At 75.5% G+C, this 24,501-nt stretch carries 7 protein-coding genes; all 7 read right to left on the bottom strand.

All coding sequences use genetic code 11. From position 1 onward, the window contains the following. Positions 1-101 precede the first annotated feature (101 nt). A complete protein-coding gene (locus ACFWA9_RS08435; RefSeq protein ID WP_380384574.1) occupies positions 102-17,153 on the bottom strand; it encodes a type I polyketide synthase in 17,052 nt (5,683 codons plus the stop codon). 32 nt (positions 17,154-17,185) lie between these two features. Beyond that, complete coding sequence (locus tag ACFWA9_RS08430; protein ID WP_380384571.1) at positions 17,186-18,379, bottom strand: cytochrome P450; 1,194 nt, start codon at positions 18,377-18,379, stop codon at positions 17,186-17,188. 200 nt (positions 18,380-18,579) lie between these two features. Beyond that, positions 18,580-19,212 (bottom strand): NAD(P)H-dependent oxidoreductase, encoded by a 633-nt coding sequence (locus ACFWA9_RS08425; RefSeq protein WP_329491259.1) that lies wholly within the window; start codon positions 19,210-19,212, stop codon positions 18,580-18,582. Positions 19,213-19,455: 243 nt separating this feature from the next. Next, positions 19,456-20,676 (bottom strand): LuxR C-terminal-related transcriptional regulator, encoded by a 1,221-nt coding sequence (locus ACFWA9_RS08420; protein ID WP_329491258.1) that lies wholly within the window; start codon positions 20,674-20,676, stop codon positions 19,456-19,458. A 1,234-nt stretch (positions 20,677-21,910) separates the two neighbouring features. Beyond that, on the bottom strand, positions 21,911-22,351 hold the full coding sequence (locus tag ACFWA9_RS08415) for a hypothetical protein (protein ID WP_380384567.1): 441 nt from the start codon (positions 22,349-22,351) through the stop codon (positions 21,911-21,913). A gap of 169 nt (positions 22,352-22,520) precedes the next feature. Next, complete coding sequence (gene galE / locus ACFWA9_RS08410; RefSeq protein WP_380384565.1) at positions 22,521-23,537, bottom strand: UDP-glucose 4-epimerase GalE; 1,017 nt, start codon at positions 23,535-23,537, stop codon at positions 22,521-22,523. A gap of 112 nt (positions 23,538-23,649) precedes the next feature. Next, positions 23,650-24,372, bottom strand: a complete 723-nt coding sequence (locus ACFWA9_RS08405) for a hypothetical protein (RefSeq protein ID WP_380384562.1) — start codon at positions 24,370-24,372, stop codon at positions 23,650-23,652. Positions 24,373-24,501: the final 129 nt, after the last annotated feature.

The raw sequence follows: 24,501 nt of genomic DNA, 5'->3' as shown, positions 1-24,501 counted from the left end.
CCTCCGTGTCAGTCCGCTGTCAGTGGTCAGCTGGTCGTACCGGGTCATCGGGGCGGTTCGGGGCAGTTCGGGGTGGAACGGGTGGTCGCCGGGCGTCCGGGTCAGTTCCGGCCGAGGGCGCGCTGCACCAGGTCGGCGACGTCCATGGCATCGATCAGGTCGGCGTCGTCCTCGGCCGGTTCGGCCGCCGCGTCGGGTGCGGGGGCGTCCTCGGTCTCGACGAGGGCGAGCAGGGTGTCCAGGAGGCCGGCCTCCTTGAAGCGGGCGAACGGGACGTCCGCGAGCGCGCGCCGCAGGTCGTCCTCCCGCCCGTCGAGGTCGTCGCCGGTGTCCCGCAGGAGTTCGGCGCGCAGGTAGCCGACGAGGGCGTCCGGGGTGGGGTAGTCGAAGATCAGGGTCGCGGGCAGCCGCAGGCCGGTGGCGACGTGCAGGCTGTTGCGCAGGTTGACGGCGGCCAGCGAGTCGAAGCCGACCTCCTGGAAGGCCTGCAGCGGGCCGATGCTCTCGGCGCCGCTGTGGCCGAGGACGGTCGCGGCGTGGCCGCAGACCAGCTTCAGCAGGATCCGGCCCTGCTCCGCCTCCGGGACGGCCCGCAGCGAGTCCACCAGCGAGGAGGTGGTGTCGCTGTTCCCGCTGTCCGGCTGGGAGGCCCGCAGCGCGGCGTCGGCCTCGGGGAGGTCGGCGAAGAGCGGGCTGGCCCGGACGGAGGTGAACGCCGGGATGAAGGCGTCCCAGTCCATGTCGGCCACCGTGACGAACTTCTCGTGCGCCCGCACCGCCTGCTCGAAGGCGGTCATCGCGACCTGCGGGGCCATCGGCAGGACGCCCCGGCGGCGCAGCTGGGCGAGGGTCGCCTCGTCCATCCCGGCGCCGACCTGGTCGAGGGCGCCCCAGGCGATCGAGGTCGCCCGCAGGCCGCGTCCGCGACGCCACTCGACCAGCGCGTCCAGCACGGTGTTGGCCGCGCCGGAGACGCCCTGCCCGCCGCCGCCCCAGACGCTGGCGATCGAGGAGAAGACGACGAACGCGTCGAGCGGGGTGTCGGCGAACAGCTCGTCGAGCCAGAAGGCGGTGTCCACCTTGGCGGCGAAGACCTCGGCGAGGTCCGCCGCGCCGGTGTCGGTGACGGAGCCGGTCCAGGCCATGTCGGCCGCGTGCAGCACGGCGGTGAGCGGCTGGTCCGCGGGCGCCTCGGCGACCAGCCGGGTGAGTGCGTCCCGGTCGGCGTCGGCGCAGGCCACCACGGTGGTGCCGGTGCCCAGTGCGGCGAGTTCCGCCCGCAGCCCGGCCAGGTCCTCCTCGGCCGTCCGGGGGCCGGTGGTGACGATCAACCGGCTCGCGCCGGACTCCGCCAGCCAGAGCGAGGCGTTGCGGCCGAGCCCCTCGGCGCCGCCGGTCACCAGCACGGTGCCACTCGGCTGCCAGCCGCCCGTGGTGGGCTCCGGCGCGGCCTTGCGGACCAGCCGGCGGCTGTAGACGCCGGAGCGGCGGACGGCGAGCTGGTCGTCGCCGGCGGCGCCGTTCAGCGCGCCGAGCAGGTACTGCGCCGTCCGGGCGTCGTGCGCGGCGGGCAGGTCGATCAGACCGCCCCAGCGGTCGGGGAACTCCAGCGCGGCGGCCCGGCCCAGGCCCCACAGCGCGGCCTGCGCCGGTGCGGTGAGGGTGTCCTGGATCCCGATGTTCACGGCGCCCCGGGTGAGGCACCAGAGCGGGCGGCCGGGCGCGGCGTCGCCGAGCGCCTGGATCAGCGCGAGGGTGGCCACCGTGGCGCTCACGTCCGGCCCGGTGGTCCCCGGGTCGAGCGCGAGCAGCGAGAGCACGCCGGTCACGTCCTGCTCGGCCAGCACGGCGGTCAGCCGTTCGGTGAGGCGGGCACGGGTGGTCTCCTCGGCCGCGACCTCCAGGGTGACGAGGTCGAGGCCCTGCGCGGCCAGCGCGGCCGGCAGGCCGTCGACGGGTGCGTCCGCCGGTCGCCCGGACGGGACGACCACCAGCCACCGGCCGCCCGGCACACCGACGGCCTCGCGTTCGAGCGGCCGCCAGGTGACGTTGTAGCGCAGCTTCTCGGCGCTGGACCGGCGCCGCCGCCGGCCCCGCCAGTCGGCCAGGACGGGGGTCAGCGTGCGCAGCGCCTCGCGCTGGTCGGCCGCGGCCAGGTCGAGCAGTCGGGCGAGCGAGTCGGGGTCGGTCTGCTCCACGGCCGCCCAGAAGTCGGCGTCCGCGCCCTCGGCCGCCGAGGCGGCGTCGTCGGGCGTCTCGCCCTCCTGGAGCCAGAAGTGCCGGCGGTCGAAGGCGTAGGTCGGCAGCTCCGCCAGCGGGGCGTCGGCCCCGGCCGGCAGGATGCCGGTCCAGTCCACGGCGACGCCCCGGACGAAGAGTTCGGCCATCGAGGCCAGCAGCCGGCGCGGCCCGCCCTCCTCGCGGCGGAGCGTGCCGCCGACGACGGCGCGCAGCCGGACGCTGTCGTCCTCGGCGGTGTCGAAGATCTCGTTGACCGGCTGGACCAGTACGGGGTGCGCGCTCGCCTCGACGAAGACGGTGTGGCCCTGGCCGAGCAGGGCGGCGACGGCCGGCCCGAAGCGGACCTGGCCGCGCAGGTTGCGGTACCAGTACCCGCCGTCCAGCACGCCCGCCTCGTCGATCCACTCGCCCGTGACGGTGGAGAAGAACGGGACCAGCGGGGCCTGGCTGCGGATGTCCGCGAAGGCCTTCGCCAGGGTGTCCTCGATCGCCTCGACGTGGCGGGTGTGGGAGGCGTAGTCCACCGCCACCCGGCGCACCCGGACACCGTCGGCCGCCAGGACCTCCAGCGCCTCGTACAGCGCCTCGGCGTCACCGGCCACCACCACGGAGGTCGGACTGTTGACCGCGGCGACCTCCACGCGGTCCGCCCACGGCGCCAGCCGGACCAGCGCGTCGGCCTCGGAGAGCGCCGCCGAGGCCATCCCGCCGCGCCCGGCGAGGCTGCCGGCGATCACCTGGCTGCGCACCGCGACGATCCGCGCGGCGTCCTCCAGGGACAGCGCACCGGCCACGCAGGCCGCCGCGATCTCGCCCTGGGAGTGGCCCAGCACGGCGTCGGGCACCAGGCCGACCGCGGCCCAGACGGCGGCCAGGCCGACCATCACCGCGAAGCTCGCCGGCTGGAGCACGTCCACCCGGTCCAGCAGCTCGGCCGGCGCGTCCCCGCGCAGCACGTCCACCAGCGACCAGTCCACCCACGGGTCCAGCGCCCGGGCGCACGCGGCCACCCGCTCGGCGAACACCGGGGAGGCGTCCAGCAGTTCACGCCCCATCCCGACCCACTGCGAACCCTGCCCCGGGAAGACCAGCACGGTGCGGCCCGGTCCGCCGGAGGACGCGGCGGTCCCGGTCACCACGGCGGGGCTGCGCTCGCCCCGGGCCAGCGCGGCCAGCCCGGCCAGCGCCTCGGACCGCGAACCGGCCACCACCACCGCGCGCTCGGCGAGTACCGCCCGTCGCGCGATCAGTGCCCCGGCGACTCCGGTGAGCGGCGCGGCCTGCGCCGACTCCACGAAGGCCACCAGCCGGCCGGCCTGGCCCGCCAGCGAGGCGGCGCTCCGCGCCGACACCACCAGCGGCACCACCGCGTCGGGCGCGGGCCCGTCGGCCGGCTCCGCGGGGACCGGCTCGGGGCCCTCCTCCAGGATCACGTGCGCGTTGGTCCCGCTCGCACCGAACGACGAGACCGCCGCGCGGCGCGGCCGGCCGTCGCGCGGCCACTCTCGTGCCTCGGTGAGCAGTTCGACGGCGCCCGCCGCCCAGTCCACCTGCGGGGTCGGCTCGGTGACGTGCAGGGTCGCGGGCATCACGCCGTGCCGCATCGCCTCCACCATCTTGATCACGCCGGAGACACCCGCCGCCGCCTGGGTGTGGCCGATGTTGGACTTCAGCGAGCCGAGCCGCAGCGGCCGGTCGGCGGGCCGGTCCTGGCCGTAGGTGGCCAGCAGCGCCTGGACCTCGATCGGGTCGCCCAGCGAGGTGCCGGTGCCGTGGCCCTCGACCACGTCCACCTCGGCGGCGCTCAGGCCCGCGTTCGCCAGCGCCCGGCGGATCACCCGCTGCTGCGAGGGGCCGTTGGGCGCGGTCAGACCGTTCGACGCGCCGTCCTGGTTCACCGCGCTGCCGCGCAGTACGGCCAGGATCCGGTGCCCGTTGCGCCGCGCCTCGGAGAGCCGCTCCAGCACCACGACGCCCACGCCCTCGGCCCAGCCGGTGCCGTCGGCCGTCGCCGAGTAGGCCTTGCAGCGCCCGTCGGCGGAGAGGCCGCGCTGCCGCGAGAACTCCAGGAAGGCGTCCGGGCTGGACATCACGGTCGCGCCGCCGGCCAGTGCCATCGAGCACTCGCCGCGCCGCAGCGCCTGCGCGGCCAGGTGCATCGCCACCAGGGACGACGAGCAGGCCGTGTCCACGGTGACCGCCGGGCCCTCGAAGCCGAACACGTAGGACACCCGGCCCGAGGCGACGCTGGAGGACGTCCCGGTCATCACGTAGCCCTGCACGTCGTCGGGCACCTGCCGCAGCCGGGTCACGTAGTCGTGGTGGACGATGCCGGTGAAGACGCCGATGTCGCGGCCCCGGGTGGAGAGCGGGTCGATCCCGGCCCGCTCCAGTGCCTCCCAGGAGGTCTCCAGCAGCAGCCGCTGCTGCGGGTCCATGGCGAGCGCCTCACGCGGCGAGATGCCGAACAGGCCAGCGTCGAACTGGGCCGCGTCGTGCAGGAATCCGCCGACCCGGGTGTAGCTGGTGCCCGGGTGGGCCGGGTCCGGGTGGTACAGCTTGTCGACGTCCCAGTCCCGGTCGGTGGGGAAGGCGGAGAGCCCGTCCCGCCCCTCCGCGACCATGGTCCAGAGCTCTTCGGGGGTGTTCACGCCGCCCGGCAGCCGGGTGCTCATGGCGATGATGGCGATCGGCTCGTCCGGGTCGGTGGCGGCCGCCGTGGCCGCCTGCCCGTCCGCCGGCCGCTCGCCGAGCAGTTCGGCGCGCAGGTGGTCGGCCAGTGCGGCCGGGGTCGGGTAGTCGAAGACCAGGCTGGTCGGCAGGGACAGGCCGGTGAAGTCCTGCAGCCGGTTGCGGAGTTTGACGGCGCTGAGCGAGTCGAAGCCGAGCTCGCGGAACGGCTGGCCGGCGTCGAAGGAGTCGGCGCCCTGGTGGCCCAGGACGGCGGCGGCGCTCTCCTGCACCAGCGCCATCAGCCGGCGGTGCTGTTCCGCCGGGGCGAGGTCGGCCAGGCGGGCGGCCGTCGAACCGCCGGCCGCCGCACCGCGCCGCACCACGCGCCGGGCCAGCGGGGCGTCCGCCGGGGCCGCCGGAACCGCCACGGAAGTGGCGTCGGCACGGGTGGCCCCGTCGGTGCCCGCCGGCGTCAACGGCCCGATGGTGGCGACCGGTTCGCCCTCCGCGTCGGCCAGCTCCAGCAGGTGGCGCCCGCCCTCGGCCGGGGTGATCCGCAGCCGCAGGGCGGCGGCGCCCTCCGCGTACACGGCGAGCTCGGCGCAGGCGGCCGGCTCGCGGTCGCGCCCGTCGGCGTCGCCTCCGGTGTGCGCGGCGAGGACCTTCAGCGCGGTGTCGACGAGCGCCGGGTGGAGCGTGAACGCCTCGGCCTCGGCCAGGAGTTCGGCGGGCAGCTCGATGTCGGCGAGGAGCCCGCCGTCGCGCTGCCAGAGCCTGCGGACGCCGGCCACCTTCGCGGCCGGGGACACGGTGTCCGTCGCCTCGCCGGCGTCCGTGGTGTCCGCAGCGTCCTCGGCGGACGGCCAGTCCCGCAGGTCGAAGCCGGGCTGCGGCAGCCCGGGGGCCAGCAGGGCGCGGGCGTGGCAGACCCAGGGGCCCTGCTCCGGACCGGCCGTCCGGGAGTGCACCCCGGCGCGGCGCAGGCCGTCCGTGCCCGGGGCCTCCACCGAGACCCGCAGCTGGAGGTCCCCGTGGCCGGGCAGGACCAGCGGCGTCACCACGGTGAGCTGCCGGACGGCGCCGCTGGCGGCCTCGCTGCCGGCCAGGACGAACAGGTCCAGTAGCACGGCCGCCGGGACGGCGGTGTCACCGGGGCCGGCCGGGTCGACCAGCAGGCCGCGGCTGCGCCGGGTCAGCCGCCCGGTGAGCACCACGCCGGTGCCGCCGTCCTCGCCGGGGACGTCGACGACGGTGCCGAGCAGCGGGTGCCCGGTGCTGCGGGCGCCGAGTGCCTCGGCGTCCGCGGCGGCGCCGCTCTCGACCCAGTACCGCTCGTGCTGGAAGGCGTAGGTGGGCAGTTCGGCGCCGACCGCCGTGACCGGCCGGCCGAGGACGGCGGGCCAGTCCACGTCCACGCCGCGCACGTGCAGTTCGGCGAGCGCGGTGAGGACGGCGGTGTCGTCGGGGGTGTCGCCGCGCAGGGTGGCGACGCAGCCGCCGGCCTGCCGCTCGCCGAGCGTGCCGAGCGCCATCGCGGTCAGCACCCCGCCCGGGCCCAGTTCGAGGTAGGTCGCGGCGCCCTGGTCGCGCAGCGCGGTGACCGCGTCGCCGAACCGGACGGCGTCGCGCACCTGGTCGACCCAGTACGCCGCCGTCCCGAAGTGCCCCTCCTCGGCGAACCGACCAGTGACGGTGGAGACCACGGGGATGCTGCCCGGCCGGTACCTCAGCTTGGCCGCGACCGCCTCGAACTCCGCCAGCATCGGCTCCATCAGGGCCGAGTGGAAGGCGTGGCTGACGGTGAGCCGCCGGGTCTTGTGACCGGTCCGGGCCAGCTCGGCCGCGACGGCGAGCACCGCGTCCTCGGCGCCGGAGAGCACCAGCGAGTCGGGGCCGTTGACCGCCGCGACACCGACCACGCCCGCCCCGCCGGCCAGCAGCGGCGCGACGTCGGCCTCGGTCGCCCGCACCGCGACCATCGCGCCGCCGGCCGGCAGTGCCTGCATCAACCGCCCTCGGGCGGCGACCAGTTCGCCCGCCGAAGCGAGGTCGAGGATGCCGGCGGCGTGGGCGGCGGCGAGCTCGCCGATCGAGTGCCCGGCCAGCAGGTCGGGCCGTACGCCCCAGGAGGTGAAGAGCCGGAACAGCGCCGTCTCCAGGGCGAAGAGACCGGCCTGGGTGTACAGGGTCTCGTCGAGCAGCGCGGCCTCCGCCGTACCGGGGTCGGCGAAGACGATCTCGTGCAGCGGGCGCGTCGACGCGCCGTCCAGGTGCCGCTCGACGGCGGCGCAGGCGGCGGCGAAGGCGTCCCGGAAGACCGGGAAGGCCTCGGCGAGGCGGCGGCCCATCCCGGCCCACTGGCTGCCCTGCCCGGTGAAGAGGAAGGCCAGCCTGCCGTCGGCGGCGGCGGCGTTGCCGACCACGGTCGTGGCGTCGGGCGTGCCCGCTTCGAGGGCGCGCAGGGCGTCGGCCAGCTGCCGGCGGTCACCCGCCAGCAGCACCGCGCGGTGGTCGAGCCCGGCCCGGGCGGTGGCGAGCGCGTGGGCCGTCCCGGCCAGCGGGACGTCGGACCGGTCGTCGACGAAGCGGGCGAGCCGCCCCGCCTGGCCGCGCAGCGCGGCCGCCGACCTGGCCGACACCGGCACCGGGACGAGCACCGGCGGCGCCTGGGCGGCGTCGGCCGGGTCCTGCGGCGGCGCGGGCTCCGGCACGGCGGCGGCGTCGGCCGGCGCCTGCTGCACCAGGACGTGCGCGTTGGTCCCGCCGATGCCGAAGGAGGACACCCCCGCGCGGCGCGGGCGGCCGGTCTCCGGCCAGTCCCGGGCCTCGGTCAGCAGCTCGACCGCGCCCACCGACCAGTCCACATGGGTCGAGGGCCGGTCCACGTGCAGCGTCCGGGGCAGGACGCCGTGCCGGATGGCCATCACCATCTTGATCACCCCGGCCACCCCGGCCGCGGCCTGGGTGTGGCCGATGTTCGACTTGACCGAGCCGAGCCAGAGCGGCTCCTGCCCGTCCACGCGGTCCTGCCCGTACGTGGCCAGCAGGGCCTGCGCCTCGATCGGGTCGCCCAGCACCGTGCCGGTGCCGTGCGCCTCGACCGCGTCCACCTCGGCCGGCGAGAGGCCCGCGTTCGCCAGCGCCGTGCGGATCACCCGCTGCTGGGAGAGCCCGTTCGGCGCGGTCAGGCCGTTGGACGCGCCGTCCTGGTTGACCGCGCTGCCGCTGATCACCGCCAGGACCTGGTGGCCGCGCCGGCGCGCCTCGGAGAGCCGCTCGACGAGCAGCACGCCGACGCCCTCGGCCCAGCCGGTACCGTCCGCGCCGTCCGCGAAGGCCTTGCAGCGGCCGTCCGGGGCCAGCCCGCGCTGCCGGGAGAACTCCACGAAGGTCTCCAGGTTGCCCATCACCATCACGCCGCCGGCCAGCGCCATCGAGCACTCGCCCCGGCGCAGTGCCTGGGCCGCGAGGTGCAGGGCGACCAGCGAGGAGGAGCAGGCGGTGTCGACCGTGACGGCCGGGCCCTCGAAGCCGAACTGGTAGGCGACACGGCCCGACAGGACGCTGCCGGACCCGCCGGTGAGCCGGAAGCCCTCGACGCCGGCCGCCTGGTGCATCCGCACGGTGTAGTCGTGGCTGTTGACGCCGACGAAGACGCCGATGTCCTGGCCGCCCAGCCCGGTGGGGTCGATCGCGGCGCGTTCGAAGGCCTCCCAGGAGGTCTCCAGCAGCAGCCGCTGCTGCGGGTCCATCGCCAGCGCCTCGTTCGGCGAGATGCCGAAGAAGCCGGCGTCGAACCCGGTGGCGTCGTCGAGGAAGGCGGCGTGGCGGACGTAGGTCTTGCCCGCGCTGTCCGGGTCGGCGTCGTAGTGCCGCTCGATGTCCCAGCCGCGGTCCTCGGGGAACTCGGTGACGGCGTCGACCCCGTCGGCCACCAGCCGCCAGAGGTCCTCGGGGCTGTGCACCCCGCCCGGGAGGCGGCAGGACATCGCCACGATCGCGATCGGCTCGTCGGGGTCGACGGCCGCGGCGCTCGCGCGGCCCGTCCCGGCGCCGTCCGGGGCGGTGGTGCCGAACAGCCTGGCGCGCAGGTGCTCGGCGAGGGCGACCGGCTTCGGGTAGTCGAAGACGATGGTCGAGGAGAGCGTGAGTCCGCTCGCGGAGGCCAGCCGGTTCCGCAGCTCCACGGCGGTCAGCGAGTCGAAGCCGGCCTCCTTGAAGGCCCGGTCGGCCCGGACGGCGTCGGGGGCGGCGTGGCCGAGCACCTCGGCGGCGTGCCGGCGCACCAGGGCCACCAGTTGCTCGGTCCGCTCGGCCTCGCCCAGCCGGGCGAGCCGGTCCCGCAGGGAGCCGGTGTCGGGGCCGGCGGCGGCGCGGACGGTCCGCCGTCCGGCCGGCGCCAGGCCGCGCAGCAGCGGTGCCACGGGGCCGCTGCGGGCGGCCGCGCGCAGGGCGGGCAGGTCGAACCTGGCGGCCACCAGGGCGGCGGGCGTCCCGGCGCCGGCGCGCAGGGCGGCGTCCAGCAGGGCCATCCCCTCGGCGTCGGACAGCCCGGCCATGCCCAGCCGCCTGGTGCGCCGGAGGTCGGCGGTGCCGAGGTGGCGGGTCATGCCGCTGGCCTGGCTCCAGTAGCCCCAGGCGAGCGAGACGCCGGGCAGGCCGAGCCCGCGGCGCAGCTCGGCCAGGGCGTCCAGGCAGGCGTTGGCCGCCGCGTAGTTGCCCTGGCCGGGGTTGCCCAGGACGCCGGCGGCCGAGGAGAACAGCACGAAGGCCGCGAGGTCCAGGCCCCGGGTGAGCTCGTGCAGGTGGAGCGCGGCGTCCAGCTTGGGCCGCAGCACGGTGTCGACCCGGTCCGGGGTCAGCGCGGTGACCACGCCGTCGTCCAGGACGCCGGCGGTGTGCACGACGGCGGTCAGCGGGTGCTCGGCCGGTACCGCCGCGAGGAGCGCGGCGAGCTGGGCGCGGTCGGCGGTGTCGCAGGCGGCGACGGTGACGGTGGCGCCCAGCGCGGCGAGTTCCTCGCGCAGCGCCTGCGCGCCCTCGGCGGCGGGGCCGCGGCGGCTGACCAGCAGCAGGTGGCGGGCGGCGTGCGCGGTGACCAGGTGCCGGGCGACCAGGGCGCCGAGCGTCCCGGTCCCGCCGGTGACCAGGACGGTCCCGGCGGGGTCGAGACCCGCGGCGGTCCCGGCTCCGGGCGCCTCGGCTCCGGGCGTCCCGGCTTCGGCGGTCCCGGCTCCGGGCGTCCCCGTGGTGCGCTCCGGGACGGTGGCCCGGACCAGTCGGGGTACCTCGGCCAGACCCGCCCGGACCCGCACCCGCGGTTCGCCACTGGCCAGCACGGCCGGCAGCAACGCGGCGGCGGAGTCGTCGAGTTCGGCGATCACGATGCGGTCCGGGTGCTCGGACTGCGCCGAGCGCAGCAGACCGGACACGGCGGCGGTCGCGAGGTCGGTCCCGTCCCCGCCCACCGACACGACCAGCCGGGACTGCGCCAGCGCGGGGGCGGACAGCCAGGCCTGGAGGACGGCCAGCGCGGCGGCCACGGCGGCCCGGGGGTCACCCCCCGGGTGCTCCACGGCGTACCGCAGCACCTCCGGAGCCGGACCGTCGGACGCGGCGAGGGTCTCGACGTCCCCGGCGGTCGCGATCGTCGCCGTACCGGGGGCGGCCTCCGCCACGGCGGGCAGCGGCAGTTCGGACCACTCCAGCCGGAACAGCGCGTCCTGCGTCAACTCCCGTGCGACACCGTTCTGTTCCGGCGCGTAGGGCCGGGCGAGGACGGCATCGGCGATCAGCACCGGCGCACCGGTCGGGTCGCTCAGCTCCAGCCGGGCCCCCTCGTCCGTCGTCCCGGAGGTGCGGACCAGCAGCTCGGTGGCGCCCGAGGCCAGCAGGGTCACCCCGCGCCACTCGGCGGCGAACGCGCCCTCCGGGAGGGCGGTGCGCACGGCGGCGTCCAGCAGCGCCGGGTGCAGGCCGAATCGGTCGGCGGGGCCGGCCGCGTCGTCCAGCGAGACCTCGGTCACCGGGCCGTCGGCGGGCCGGGCGGCCCGGGTGTCCGCCGGGGCGGGTGCCAGGGTGCCGTGGGCGTGGCGCGTCCACTCCGCGTCCAGCGGCGCGTCGTCCGCGCGGGAGTACACCTCGACGGCGCGCCGGCCGGTGTCGCCGGCCGCTTCGACGGTCATCTGGACGGCGCGCCCCCCGCGCAGCGGGAGCACCACCGGCCGGTCGACGGTCAGTTCCGCGACGGTCGGGGTGCCGACCTCGTCGCCGAACCGGACGGCCAGCTCGACCAGCGCCGCGCTGGGTACCGGGACGGTGTCGCCGACCACGTGCTCGGAGAGCCACGGGTGCGCACCGAGCGACCACCGCGCGGTGGTCATGAAGCCGCCCGAGCCGGGCACACCGACGATCGCGCCGATCAGCGGGTGGTCGGCGGCGGCCTGGCCGAGCGAGGCCGCGTCGGTGGCCCGGGTGGTCCGCAGCCAGTAGTGCCGGTGGTCGAAGGCGTAGGGCGGCAGCTCGACGCGGGCGGTGCCGGTCGGCAGCACGCCCGTCCAGTCCACGGCCACGCCGCGGACGAAGAGTTCGGCCATCGAGGCCAGCAGGCGGCGCGGGCCGCCCTCGTCCCGCCGCAGCGTCCCGGTGACCAGGGCCTCGGCCCCGGCCTCGTCCACGATCTCGCTGACCGGCTGGACCAGCACCGGGTGCGCGCTCGACTCCACGAACACCGTGTGGCCCTGGTCCAGCAGCGTCGCGATCGCCGGGCCGAACCGGACCTGGCCGCGCAGGTTGCGGTACCAGTACCCGCCGTCCAGCACGCCCGCCTCGTCGATCCACTCACCGGTGACAGTGGAGAAGAACGGCACCAGCGGGGCCTGGCTGCGGATGTCCGCGAAGGCCTTCGCCAGGGTGTCCTCGATCGCCTCGACGTGGCGGGTGTGGGAGGCGTAGTCCACCGCCACCCGGCGCACCCGCACACCGTCGGCCGCCAGGACCTCTAGCGCCTCGTCCAAAGCCTCGGCGTCACCCGCGATGACCACCGAGGCCGGGCCGTTGACAGCCGCGACCTCCACCCGTTCCGCCCAGCGCACCAGCCGCTCGACGGCCTCGGGCTCGGAGAGCGCCACCGACGCCATCCCCCCGCGCCCGGCGAGGCTGCCCGCGATCACCTGGCTGCGCACCGCCACGATCCGCGCCGCGTCCTCCAACGACAGCGCACCGGCCACGCAGGCCGCCGCGATCTCACCCTGCGAGTGCCCGACCACCGCGTCCGGCACCACACCCACCGACGCCCAGACCACCGCCAGACCGACCATCACCGCGAAGCTCGCCGGCTGGAGCACGTCCACCCGGTCGAGCAGCTCGGCCGGCGCGTCCCCGCGCAGCACGTCCTCCAGCGACCAGTCGACGAACGGCTCCAGCGCCGCCGCGCACGCGGCCACCCGCTCGGCGAACACCGGGGAAGAGTCCAGCAGTTCACGCCCCATCCCGACCCACTGCGAACCCTGCCCCGGGAACACCAGCACCGTCCGGCCCGCCCCGGCCGCGCTGCCCGTCACCAGCCCGGGAGCGGACTCGCCCCGGGCCAACGCGGCCAGCCCCGCCAGCGCCTCCTCCGAGGTGCCGGCCACCACCACGGCACGCTCGTCCAGCAGCGCCCGCCGGGTGACCAGCGCACCGGCCAGGGCCGCCCGGTCACCGGCCGTCACCAACGGCGCCAGCCGCCCGGCCTGGCCCGCCAGCGAGGCCGCGCTCTTCGCCGAGACCACCAGCGGCAGCACACCCGCGGGGCCAGCCTCGACCTCGGCCGGCTCCTCCTCGGGGGCCTGCTCCAGGATCAGGTGCGCGTTGGTGCCGCTGACACCGAAGGAGGAGACGGCGGCCCGCCGGGGGCGCCCGGTCTCCGGCCAGTCCCGCGCCTCGGTCAACAGCTCCACCGCACCGAGCGACCAGTCCACCTGGGTGGACGGCACGTCCACGTGCAGGGTGGGCGGCATGACGCCGTGCCGCAGCGCCTGCACCATCTTGATCACACCGGCGACCCCGGCGGCGGCCTGGGTGTGGCCGATGTTCGACTTCAGCGAGCCGAGCCGCAACGGCCGCTCGGCGGGCCGGTCCTGACCGTAGGTGGCCAGCAGGGCCTGCGCCTCGATCGGGTCACCCAGCACCGTGCCGGTGCCATGGCCCTCGACGACGTCCACATCGGCGGTGGACAGGCCCGCGTTGGCCAGCGCCTTGCGGATCACCCGCTGCTGGGAGAGCCCGTTGGGCGCGGTCAGACCGTTCGACGCGCCGTCCTGGTTCACCGCGCTGCCGCGCAGCACGGCCAGCACGTGGTGCCCGTTGGCCCGCGCCTCGGAGAGCCGCTCCAGCACCACGACGCCCGCGCCCTCGGCCCAGCCGGTGCCGTCCGCCGCGTCCGCGTAGGACTTGCAGCGGCCGTCCGTCGCCAGCGCCCGCTGCCGCGAGAACTCCACGAAGGTGTCCGGGGTCGCCATCACGGTCGCGCCGCCGGCCAGCGCCAGCGAGCACTCCCCGCGCCGCAGCGCCTGCGCGGCCAGGTGCATCGCCACCAGGGACGACGAGCACGCCGTGTCCACCGTCACCGCCGGGCCCTCGAACCCGAACACGTAGGAGACCCGGCCCGAGGCCACGCTCGACGCCGTACCGGTGGCGGTGAAGCCCTCCAGCTCCGCCGGCGCCGCGCCGCCCGCGCCGTAGCTCTGGCCCATGACGCCGGAGAACACCCCGACGTCCGCGCCCTTCAGACCGGCCGGGTCGATACCGGCCCGCTCCATCGCCTCCCAGGACGCCTCCAGCAGCAGCCGCTGCTGCGGGTCCATCGCCAGCGCCTCCCGCGGGCTGATGCCGAAGAACCCGGCGTCGAACAGACCGGCGTCGCGCAGGAACCCGCCGCGGTCGGCGGTGGAGGTGCCGGCCTGCTCCGGATCGCCGGAGAACAGGGCGTCCAAGTCCCAGCCACGGTCCTCCGGGAAGCCGGACAGGGCCTCCCGGCCCTCGCGGACCAGCCGCCACAGCTCGTCCGGGCCGGTCACACCGCCCGGCAGGCGGCAGGCCATGCCGACGATCGCGATCGGCTCGTCCGGATCGGCGGGCACCGCCCGGCCGGCCGGCTCCGGGGCCTCGCGCAGGCCGAGGACGCGGGCCCGCAGGTGGGCCGCCAGCGCCTCCGGCGTCGGGTGGTCGAAGCTCACGGTGGCGGGCAGGCGCAGCCCGGTGCTCCCGGTCAGCCGGTTGCGCAGTTCGACGACGGCGAGCGAGGTGAGGCCCAGGTCGCGGAAGGCCTGCCCGGCCGGGACGGCGCCGGTGCCGGGCCGGTTCAGCACGGCGGCGGCCTGGGTGCGGACCAGCTCTTCGAGCAGGGCGAGCTGCGCCCGCTCGTCCAGGCCCGACAGGCGGGCGCGCAGGTCGGCGGTGACGGTCTCGTCGGGCCGGGCGGCGGGCGGCGGGGTGGCCGCGAGGGCGCGCAGGACCGCCGGCACCCGGCCGTCCGGGTCGAGCGGGCCGGTCCGCAGCGCCACCAGCGCCGGGGCGCCGGTCTCGATCAGCAGGTCGAAGGCGGCGAGCCCGTCCCGCAGGTGCCGGGCCCCGGCCTCCTCGGTGGCGTCGGCCACGGGGTAGCCGGTGCTCCAGGCGAGGGCCGAGCCGGCCTGCCCGCGCAGCCGGCGGCTGTGCGCCAGTGCCTCCGTCAGCGCCTCGGCGACAGCGGTGTCCGGGGCCCCGGGGGAGCCGAGCACGGCGGCGGTGCCGGTGACGGCGACGAAGGCGGTGAGGCCGGTGTCGGCCGTGAGCTCGTCGAGGGCCCGGGCGAGGGCCTGGTCCCCGGCGGCGTGCACGACGGCCGTGACCGGGTGGCCGAGATCGGCCAGCGCCGTCCGCAGTGCGGCCCGGTCCGTGCCGTCGGCGCTCACCCGGGCGAGCTCCACCCCGGTGGGGAGATCGGCGTCCAGCGGCTCGCCCGCATCCGGCGCGTCGACCAGCAGCAACCGCTCCACCCCGTACGCGGTGGTCAGGTGGCGCACCAGAGCGGCGCCGGCCGGGGTGTCGGCCCCGGTGACCACCACGGTCGCGCCGAGTCCGGCCGGGCCGGCGCCGAGCGGACGGTCGGCGACCGGCACCGGGAGCAGTCGCGGCACCAGTGGTTGTCCGTCCCGCAGGGCGAGTTGGGGTTCACCGGAGGCGACGGCGGCCAGCAGCTCCGGGGCGGACACCTCGGCGCCGGGCCGGGCGTCGAGATCGAGGACGGTCACGGCCTCGGGGCGGTCACTGCCGGCCTGGACGGAGCGCGCGACGGCCCAGAGCGGGACGCCCGCGGGGTCGGGCGCGGCGTCCCCCTCGGTGGCGGTCACCGCGCCGCGGGTGAGCAGGACCAGCCGGGCCCCGGCCGGGACCGGCCGGGTGGCCGAGGCACGGCCCTCGGCGGCGGTGGCCATCGGGTCGAGCAGGGTCACGCCGGGAGCCGGCTCGCCGGCGGCCACGGCGGCGTCCAGGGCCGCGAGGTCGGGGTGGTGCCGGACGCCGAGACCGGCGGCCCGCAGGGCGGTGACGAGCGCGTCGGCCGGCCCGACCACCGCCCAGCCCGGTGCGGCTGTTCCGGCGGCCGCCGGGGGTGCGGGCGGCGCCGGCACCCAGGCCGGTGCCAGCAGGGCGTCATGGTGTCCGTCGGCGGCGTAGCGCAGCCGGGCGGGCTGCTCGGCCAGCAGGCGCCGGACGATCTTCCCGGAGGCCGTCCGGGGGATCCCGGCGACCTCGTAGACCCGCTCGGGCAGCTTGTACGCGGAGAGCCGCTCGCGGCAGCGGTCGATCAGCGCGGCGGTGTCGAGGCCGGCCGGCCCGGGGACCACCCAGGCGACGGGCACCTCGCCGAGCGTGTCGTGCGCCACCCCGGCGACCCCGGCGTCGGCCACGCCCTCGACGGTGCGCAGGACGGCTTCGACCTCGTCGGGGTGGATGTTCTCGCCGCCGCGGATGACCAGGTCCTTGAGGCGGCCGCAGATGGTGAAGTACCCGGCCTCGTCCCGCCGGGCCAGGTCGCCGGTGTGGAACCAGCCGTCCCGCACCGCCGCGGCGGTGGCCTCCGGGCTGTTGTGGTAGCCGACCATGACGTTCGGTCCGCTGACCCAGACCTCGCCCTCCTCGCCGGCCGCGACGTCGAGGCCGGTGCGCGGGTCGACGATCCGCACGCCGACGCCCGGCACGGGCAGGCCGCAGGAGCCCTCGACGCGGGCGGCGTCCGGCGGGTTGATGGTGATCGCGCCGCAGGTCTCGGTGCTCCCGTAGGCGTCGACCAGCGGCACCCCGAAGCCCTCCTCGAAGGAGCGGCGCAGTTCGGAGCCGGTGACGGCGCCGCCGACCAGCCCGATCCGCAGGTCGGGCAGCGACAGACCGGTCCGCCGGGCGGTGGTGACCAGGTGGTGGTAGGTGGTGGGGACGCCGGCGAGGAAGGTGGAGCGGTCCTCGCGGAGCGCGGTCAGGATGTCGTCCGCGGAACTGCCGTCCATGATCCGGGCGGTGGCGCCGGCCACCGGGACGGAGAGCACGCAGGCGATGTGCGAGAGGCTGTGGAAGAGCGGCAGCGGCCACAGCACCCGGTCGTGCTCGGACAGGCCCGGCACGGGCACGTAGCAGGAGGCCACGGACCAGAGGCAGTTGCGCTGGGTGGACAGGACGCCCTTGGGCCGGCCGGTGGTGCCCGAGGTGTAGAACATCCAGGCCACCTCGTCCAGTCCGAGGTCGTCGGGGGCCTCGGTGACGGGTTCGGTGACGGCGAGTTCGTCGAAGGAGAGGGTGCCCGCCGGTGCCGGGGCCGGGCCGGACACCAGCACGCCGGACGCACCGGCCGGGGCCGGCAGCAATCGCAGGAACGTTTCTGCGTGACCGGTGTCGGTCAGCGCGAAGACCGCGCCGCTGTCGGTCAGCAGGTACTCGGTCTCGGCCGCCGTGGCCCGCGGGTTCACCGGCACACCGATGCCGCCGGCCCGCACGACGGCGAGATAGCCCTCCACCATGGCGACGGAGTTGCCGAGGCAGAGTGCCACCCGGTCCCCGCGCCGGACGCCGAGGCCGGCCAGGTGACCGGCCAGCCTCCGCGTCCGTGCTTCGAGCTCTCCGTAGGTGACCGCGTGCCGGTCGTCCTCGAAAGCGATCTTGTCCGTGAAACGGACCGCGTTCTCCCGGAGGATGACCGGGAGCGGGGTGATCAGATCGGGGCGCACCTTACCGCGAACTCCTTCCGGAGAGCAGGGAGTTACCAGGAAACGGGCAGGGACTTCACAGCGAAGACGGACCCGTGGGTCCGCAGCGGGACGTCGTCCGCCGGCACCGCCAGGCGCAGGTCGGGGAAGGCCTCCAGCAGGGCCCGCAGGCCGACCCGCAGCTGCAGTCGGGCCAGGTTCTGGCCGATGCACTGGTGGACGCCGTAGCCGAAGGCCACGTGGCCCGCGGTGTCCCGGGAGAGGTCGAGGTCGGCGGGGCAGCCGAACTTCGCCGGGTCGCGGTTGGCGGCCGGCAGCGAGACGGTGACCGTCTCGCCCTTCTTCACGGCGTGGCCGCCGAGTTCGAGGTCCTCCAGGGCGGTCCGGAAGATCTCGTACTGGTTGACGGTGATGTAGCGGAGGATCTCCTCCACCGCGTCATCGATCTTCGAGGGGTCGGCCCGCAGGGCGGCCAGCTGCTCCGGGTGGTGCAGCAGCGCGAACACGCCGACCGTCAGCGCGCCCTCCGTGGTCTCGTAACCGGCGAACAGCAGCAGGGCGGTGATGTTGCCCAGCTCCTCGTCGCTGAGCTCCCCGGTGGCGATCAGCCGGCTCAGGATGTCGTCCCCGGGCTCCGCCTTCTTGCGCGCGATGGTCTCGTGGATGAACGCGCCCACCTGGGCGAACGCGGCCATCGACTCCTGCGCGCCACCGAACGGGTTGTTCATGACCGCCGGCGCCTCGGCGTAGCGGTCCCGCTCGCTGTAGGGCAGGCCGATCAGGTCCGACAGCACCCGCAGGACCAGCGGGTTGGCGAAGGTCTCCAGCAGGTCGGCGGAGTTGCCGTGCTCGCGCATGACCTTGATCTGCTCGGCGGCCACCGCCTCGACCTGCGGCGTCAGCTGGTTGATCGTGCGCCCGGTGAACTCGCGCGTCAGCAGCTTGCGGAACCGGGTCTGCTCCGGCGGGTCCATGTGGATGAACATCCCCGGCATGGCCGGGAACTGCGGTACCGGACCACCGTACTTGGTGACCGGGAAGTGCCCGATCTCCAGGTTGTGGCTGAACTTCGGGTCGCTCAGGACCTGCCGGGCGAGCTCGTGGCTGGTGGCGATCCACCCGACGTGCCCGTCGGGGTAGACCATCCGCGCCAGCGGGCGCTCCTTCCGCAGCTCGTCGAAAATCGCCGGCGGGTCGAACTTGTCAGTCCGCGCCCAGGCATCCTCGTAAGAGATCGCCTCGCTCATGACGCACCTTCTCCGTTTCGGGTCGAAATATCCCTGCGCACGAAAACGGCAGCCCCGCCGGTTCGGTACGGAGCCGTTTCCCGGAGGATTCACCGGGCCCGCACCGGTGTGCGGGCACGGCGAATCACGCGGCGAATCCGGCACGAGCCCGCCGCGATGTTCCCGCCGGCCGCGAATGACGGCCGGGCCGTTCCGTGGAATCAGAGAGCCAGCTTCTTGAGCGTCTCGTTGGCGTTCGCCAGGGACTGCTCGCCCAGCGGCTTGAGCGCCGCCATCGCCGGCACGATCGCCGCGAGGGTCAGCTCGGCGTGCACGAACTTCAGATCGTCGGCGAGGCCGATCGAGCTCAGCACCGCGCGCAGGTAGGGCTCCTGGTGGTCCCAGCCCTCCCGCGGCGTGCCCGGCGCGTACGAGCCGCCGCGGGCGGTGACCACGATGACCGTCTTGCCGCTCAGCGGGCCCGACTCGGCGCCCGGGGGCACCATGTGGGCCGGGCTGACCAGCAGGTCGATCCACGACTTGATCGTCGACGGCACGGCGTAGTTGTACATCGGGACGCCGAGCACGATCGTGCTCGCCTCGCGGACCTCGGCCACCACGGCCTCGGTGAGCGCCTTCTCCGCCGGCGCCAGCCCGTGGTCACGGCTGGGGTCCAGGAGCGACTCGCGCACCGCGTGGGTGATGTGCGGGACCGGCTGGGCCGCCAGGTCCCGGTAGGTGTAACCGTCACCGGGGTGGTTCTGGCGCCACTGGGTGGCGAAATACGACGACAACTGCCTCGTCACGGAGCCGGTGGCGCGGATGCTCGAATCAATGTGGAGAAGAGAAGACACAAAGGGCCCCTGGATTGTCCTGAGCGATTCACCGAGAACTGCTTTTCCAACGCTCTTCGAGTCTAAGGAGAAGCGCCCCGGACGGGCATCCCTCAGTCTGGTAGCGCGGGTGGCCACCGGCCCGTGAGGAGCCGCGCGGCGGGCCCACGCGCCGGCCCGGACGGCCGGGCGGCACGCCGCGGCGGCCCATCGGAAGGGCCCGTTCCGCGAACGTCCGCACACCGTCGCACCGGCGCGCGGGCCTCACACGGCCAACCGCCCGGCCGGTACCTCGGGCACGAACGCGGACTCCGCGCCCAATTCGGTCGTCCGCTCCTCCACGAGCCGGTTCCAGGTGCCTGCCAGCTCCACCCGGGAGGCGACGTCGAGCTTGCGGAAGATCTTCTTGAGATGGAACGCCACCGTGTGCGGGGACATGAAGAGCTGTCGCCCCACCCGCCCGTTGGTGAGTCCCTGGCTCACCAGCTCCGCCACCGCGTACTCGGTGTCGGTCAACTGGCTGGCCATCGTTCTGGTCCGGCTCGGGCGGCGCGAGAACTGCCCGCTGTTGCCCTCCAGTTCCCTGAGCTTGCTGCGCACCCGCAGGACGTCGCGGGAGGCACCGACCGCCCCGTAGCCGTCCGCCGCCCGTTTCAGCAGCTCGACGGCCTGGTCCTGCTCGGAGCGGCGGGCGAACCGCACCGCACTCGCGTCCTCCAGCGCGGAGGCCTGCGCCCACCGGTCCAGGTGCAGGCCGGCGGCCCGCTCCAGGGCCGCGGCGTTCCGCTCGAACAGGCCGATGGCGTGCGCGGACGCCGCCTGGACGGTGCGGAAGCTGGGGTTGCGCGCCGCCAGTTCGTTGACCTGGGTGACCGTCCGGACGGCGATCTCGTCGTCCGACAGGCGCTGCGCGGCGCGGACCAGCCAGGCCGCCGCGGCCGGCTGCGAGACCAGCAACTCCCGGGCCAGCGCACCGTCGTGCACCAGCCCCTTCAGGAGGTGGGCGATGCTCTCTGTCCCGTCCCGGGCCTCCAGCACCTGGGCGACGGCCCAGGCGCACTGCCCGGCCATCAGGTTCGCGCGTCCGAGCAGGGCGTGGTCCCGCAGCCGGTTCGCGTACTGGAGGGCGGTGGTGAGGTCCAGCTGCCGGGTCGTACTGACCGCCATGACGAGGAACCCGCTCGGGTTCAGCGATCGGTTGCCGGCCTGCTGGGCCAGCCGGAGACCGGCCTGGGCCGAGGCGACCGCCCGGTCGAGCTCGCCCTTGGCCAGGCTCAGCTCCGCCTCGCACAGCAAATGAGCGGCCCGCTTCTCAACTTGGTTCGATCCGTGGACAGGTGACGTGTCGTCGGCGAGCATGTTGGTAGCCGCCCCCAGACCGCGGACGCGGGTCAACAGCGTCGCGTGCCAGATCCTCGCCTTCAGCGAGCAGGAGCCCGGCGCTCCGGCCTGCGCCCGGCCCGTGGCGGCGGCGGCCAGATCCATACTCCTACCGAGCTGGCCGTCGAGCCACGACTGGGCGGAACGCGCCGCCAACTGGACGACTTCGTCGGATAACTGCAGGGAAGGACCGGGCGCCGTGTAAGTCCGAAATGACACTGTATCCTCCGACTCGGAATCGGTACCGCCCTGTCCTGCCCGGCTGCTCGGCGGGCATCGTCGGACGCCACTCGATTCGACATGGGAATGTGGGGCCTGCAACACGATCGTGCCGGTGGTGCCTGGTCGGTCGCGGACGAGCGGCGGCCCGGCGGTCCGCGACGCATGGTCGGGCCCCCGTGCCCCGAGCCCGTCGACCTGCGGGCCGGGCCCGGTCCGCGGGACGGAAGGGCCGGTTCCGGAGCGCCGGAACGTCTGGACAACATTCGGCAACCCCCTTCCACAGAGCCGTCGTTCGGCTCCAGGAAGGCCTGCCGGGGCCGCCTGGGGCGCTGACGTGAGATTGACCACTGCGCGACGGTGCGTCGGCCGCCGAACGCGCGGCGGCGCGCAGCCGATGAGCCGGAAGAGCCCGCTCCGGTCACGAGGTGCCGGGTGCGACCACCATGTCGACGGGGCCCTGAACAGCCGCCCGACCACCGGACGGGGCCGGCGGGAGGAGACGGGGAGAGGAATGCGCGATGACCGGGTCGTCGGTCATCCGCGAACGGTAGGGCAGCGAACACCGTCCGATCTGTAAGAAGCTTTCGCCGCAGGCACCCTGATGTCCCGCCGGCCGGTGACCCGGGCTGCGACAGCGACCCCGGTCGCCGTGACCGGCGAAGGCGGCGCCCCCCCGGCGGCCCCCCACGAGCATGCCCAGAACACCGAGGCCTTGGAAAGGGCTGGCCACATCGTGGAACAGATCGTCTCGCCGCCGCAGCTGTTCAGACACGTCGCGACCCACCACGACCACCGACTCGATCCGCACGCAGCATCCACCCCCTCGGCCCGCAGCCTCGCCCGCTGTGCGACATGCCGGAAAGACCCGTCCCCGCCCGCACCGCGGGCCGTCGCCCCCCGGCCCCCGCCGGAAGACGCACTCGGACGCGCCCCCTGGCCTGTCCATGCCGATTCAGACTCTACGTCATGTCGAACACGATCGGGTGATGATCGTGATCATTTCTGTGACCGGAGTGACGCCTGTGGCATGTCGCTCTCCGTGTGCACAGAGGGCGGCCGGCCGGTCCGAGCCATGCCGACGACCGGCGCGGCGCAGGCCGCACCGGCCGCTCGACGTTCAGCCCGTCACGGCGAGTTCGGCCACCACCGCACGGTGATCCGTACCCGGCACGCGGTGCCCGGACACCGCCACGGCGGTCAAACCTTCACCATGGAGGACATGGCCGATCTGGATCACCGGCGGTAGGTGCGGGAAGTCCGCATTGTCCTCCGGCCAGGCGGGCGAACCGCCCCGGCCGAGTTCGGCGTGGGTCTCCGTCAGACCGGTGGCGAGCGGCCCGGCCAGGGCCGCCGCCCACCACGGGCGCAGGGCGAGCAGCACACCCAGCACCACCAGGCCGGCACCCGCCGCGTAGGGCAGCAGCACCGGCGGGGTGCCGTCGTCCCAGTCGCCGCGCCGGATCACGACCAGCGCCGCCGGAAGCAGCAGGACCGCCCCGCAGAGTCCGATCAGCGCCCTGCGCGTCCACGTCCACGTCCGCCAGCTGATTCCGGCCACCCGCTCCCCCGCCGGGTACTCCGCTCCGCTCCCCACGGTCCGGTGCGGCCGGCGGGTTGCCCGGTGGCTCGCCCGCGCGGCCGTCGGCCCGGTTCTCGCCTTCGCCCTTCGCCCTTCGCCTTCGCCGGAGGACGCGGTGGGCACGGGCCCGTCAGGCGCCGACCGCCCGTCAGGCGGAGGCGAGGTGCGCCGTCCACTTGGCGCGCCAGGCGAGGGCGTCGGCGACGGCCTCGGCGATGGTGCGCCGCGCGGTCCAGCCGAGCAGTTCGCGGGCGGTGTCGACGGCGGCGTAGCAGCCGATCACGTCGCCGGGGCGGGGGTCCGCCTCCCGGACCTCGACCTCGGCGCCGACGGCGGCCTCGAAGGCCGCGATCAGCTCGCGGACGGTGGTGCCCTCACCGGTGCCGATGTTGATCACCCGGTAGCGGGCCTCGGCCGCGGGCTTGATCACCTCGTCGAACCGGGTGAGCGCGGCGACGTGGGCCTCGGCGACGTCCTGCACGTGGATGTAGTCCCGGATGCCGGAACCGTCCCGGGTCGCCCAGTCCGCGCCGGTGACGGTGAACGGCACGCCGTCGGCATGGGCCTCGATCAGCTTGCCGAGGGCGTGGGTCGGCCGGAGGTCCTGCAGCCCGGTGCGCAGCCGCGGGTCGGCGCCGACCGGGTTGAAGTAGCGCAGTGCGACGACCCGGAGGTCCTCGGCGCCCTCGCCCCGGGTCCAGTCCTGGAGGACCAGCTCCATCATCTGCTTGGTCCGCGCGTACGGGCTGCCGGCGGCGACGGGGCAGCTCTCGTCGACCCGGGCGTCCGGGGTGGGCGCGTAGATGGAGCCGGAGCTGCTGAAGACGACCCGGGTACAGCCGTTGCGCTGGAGGCCCTCCAGCAGCTCGACCGTCTTGGCGACGTTCTCCCGGTAGTAGAACAGCGGCTTGGCGACCGACTCCGGCACCACGATCCGGGCCGCGCAGTGCAGGGTGGCGCCGATGTCGGGGTGCTCGGCGAAGACGCGGTCCAGGAGGTCCGCGTCGGCGATGTCGCCCCGGTAGAACACCCGGCCCTCGACGAACTCCGGCCGGCCGGTGGAGAGGTCGTCGAGCACGACCGGCGTGATGCCCTGGTCGAGCAGTGCGGACGCGACCGTGCTGCCGATGTATCCCGCGCCACCGGTGATCAGGACCTTCTTCATGCGCGGACGCTCCCTTGCTCCCGTCGGACGCCGTGGCGGCGTCCGGTTGAGAGGGGGGACGGTGGGTTCGGGCCCGCCGGTTCCGCTGACCTGCGGATCCTTCGACCGGGAGTCAGCGCCGGCGGGCCCGGCGGCGGAGCGCGAAGCCGGTGGCGGCCAGGACGACGGCGGCCACGGCGGTACCGACGGCCACCCGGACCGCCGTGGACGAACCGTCGCTCCCGGCGGCGGTGTCCTGCGCGGGGGGCACGGTCTGCCCGGCGGTCGGGCCGGCTGTCGGGCCGGCCGTCGGTCCGGCCGTCGGTCCGGCGGAGGGGGACCCCGCCGGAGGGGTCGGTGCGGGCGTGGCTCCGGACGTGAGCGTGGGCGTGGGCACGGCGGTGGGCCCCGCCGTGGGCCCGGCGGTGGTGGGCTGCGCGCCGGACGTCCCGGTGGGGGTCGGCAGGGGCGGGTCGGAGATGACCGCCGGTTCGATGTCGAGCTCCCGCTCGCCGTGCCCGAGCGAGGGGAACGCGCAGTCCACGGTGATCCGCCAGTGGCCGGCCGGCAGCATCTCCCGGGTGGTGTAGGAGCCGGGGTGCCCGGGCACGGCGACCAGACGCCAGGGCCCGGCCGAGCGGCCGTCGGCGGAGGTCGCGGCGAGCGACCCGGCGAACTCCTCGGTGACCGGGTCGTGGTCGTTCTCCCAGGTGGCCACGGTGGTGACGTGTCCGCTGTCCTGCCCGGTGACCTCCAGGTGGACGGTGTCGCCGTGGGCGGCGGCGGGCAGCGCGGCGGGTGCGAGAACGACCGCCCCCGCGACGGCGAGGGCGGTGGCGAACGTTCGGGTGCGCATGGTGGGGCATCCTCGGGGGTAACCGGGTGGGGGCCCCCCCCCCCGAGGGCGGGGGGGGGCGCCCCCCGGGGGGCGGGGGCGGGGGGGGGGGCGGGGTGGGGCGGGGGGCCCCCCCCCGCCGCGGGCGCC

The sequence above is a fragment of the Kitasatospora sp. NPDC059973 genome (assembly GCF_042737525.1).
GTDB lineage: Bacteria > Actinomycetota > Actinomycetes > Streptomycetales > Streptomycetaceae > Kitasatospora.
Note: the sequence above shows the minus strand (reverse complement) of the source record. Positions and strands in the feature narration are given on the sequence as shown.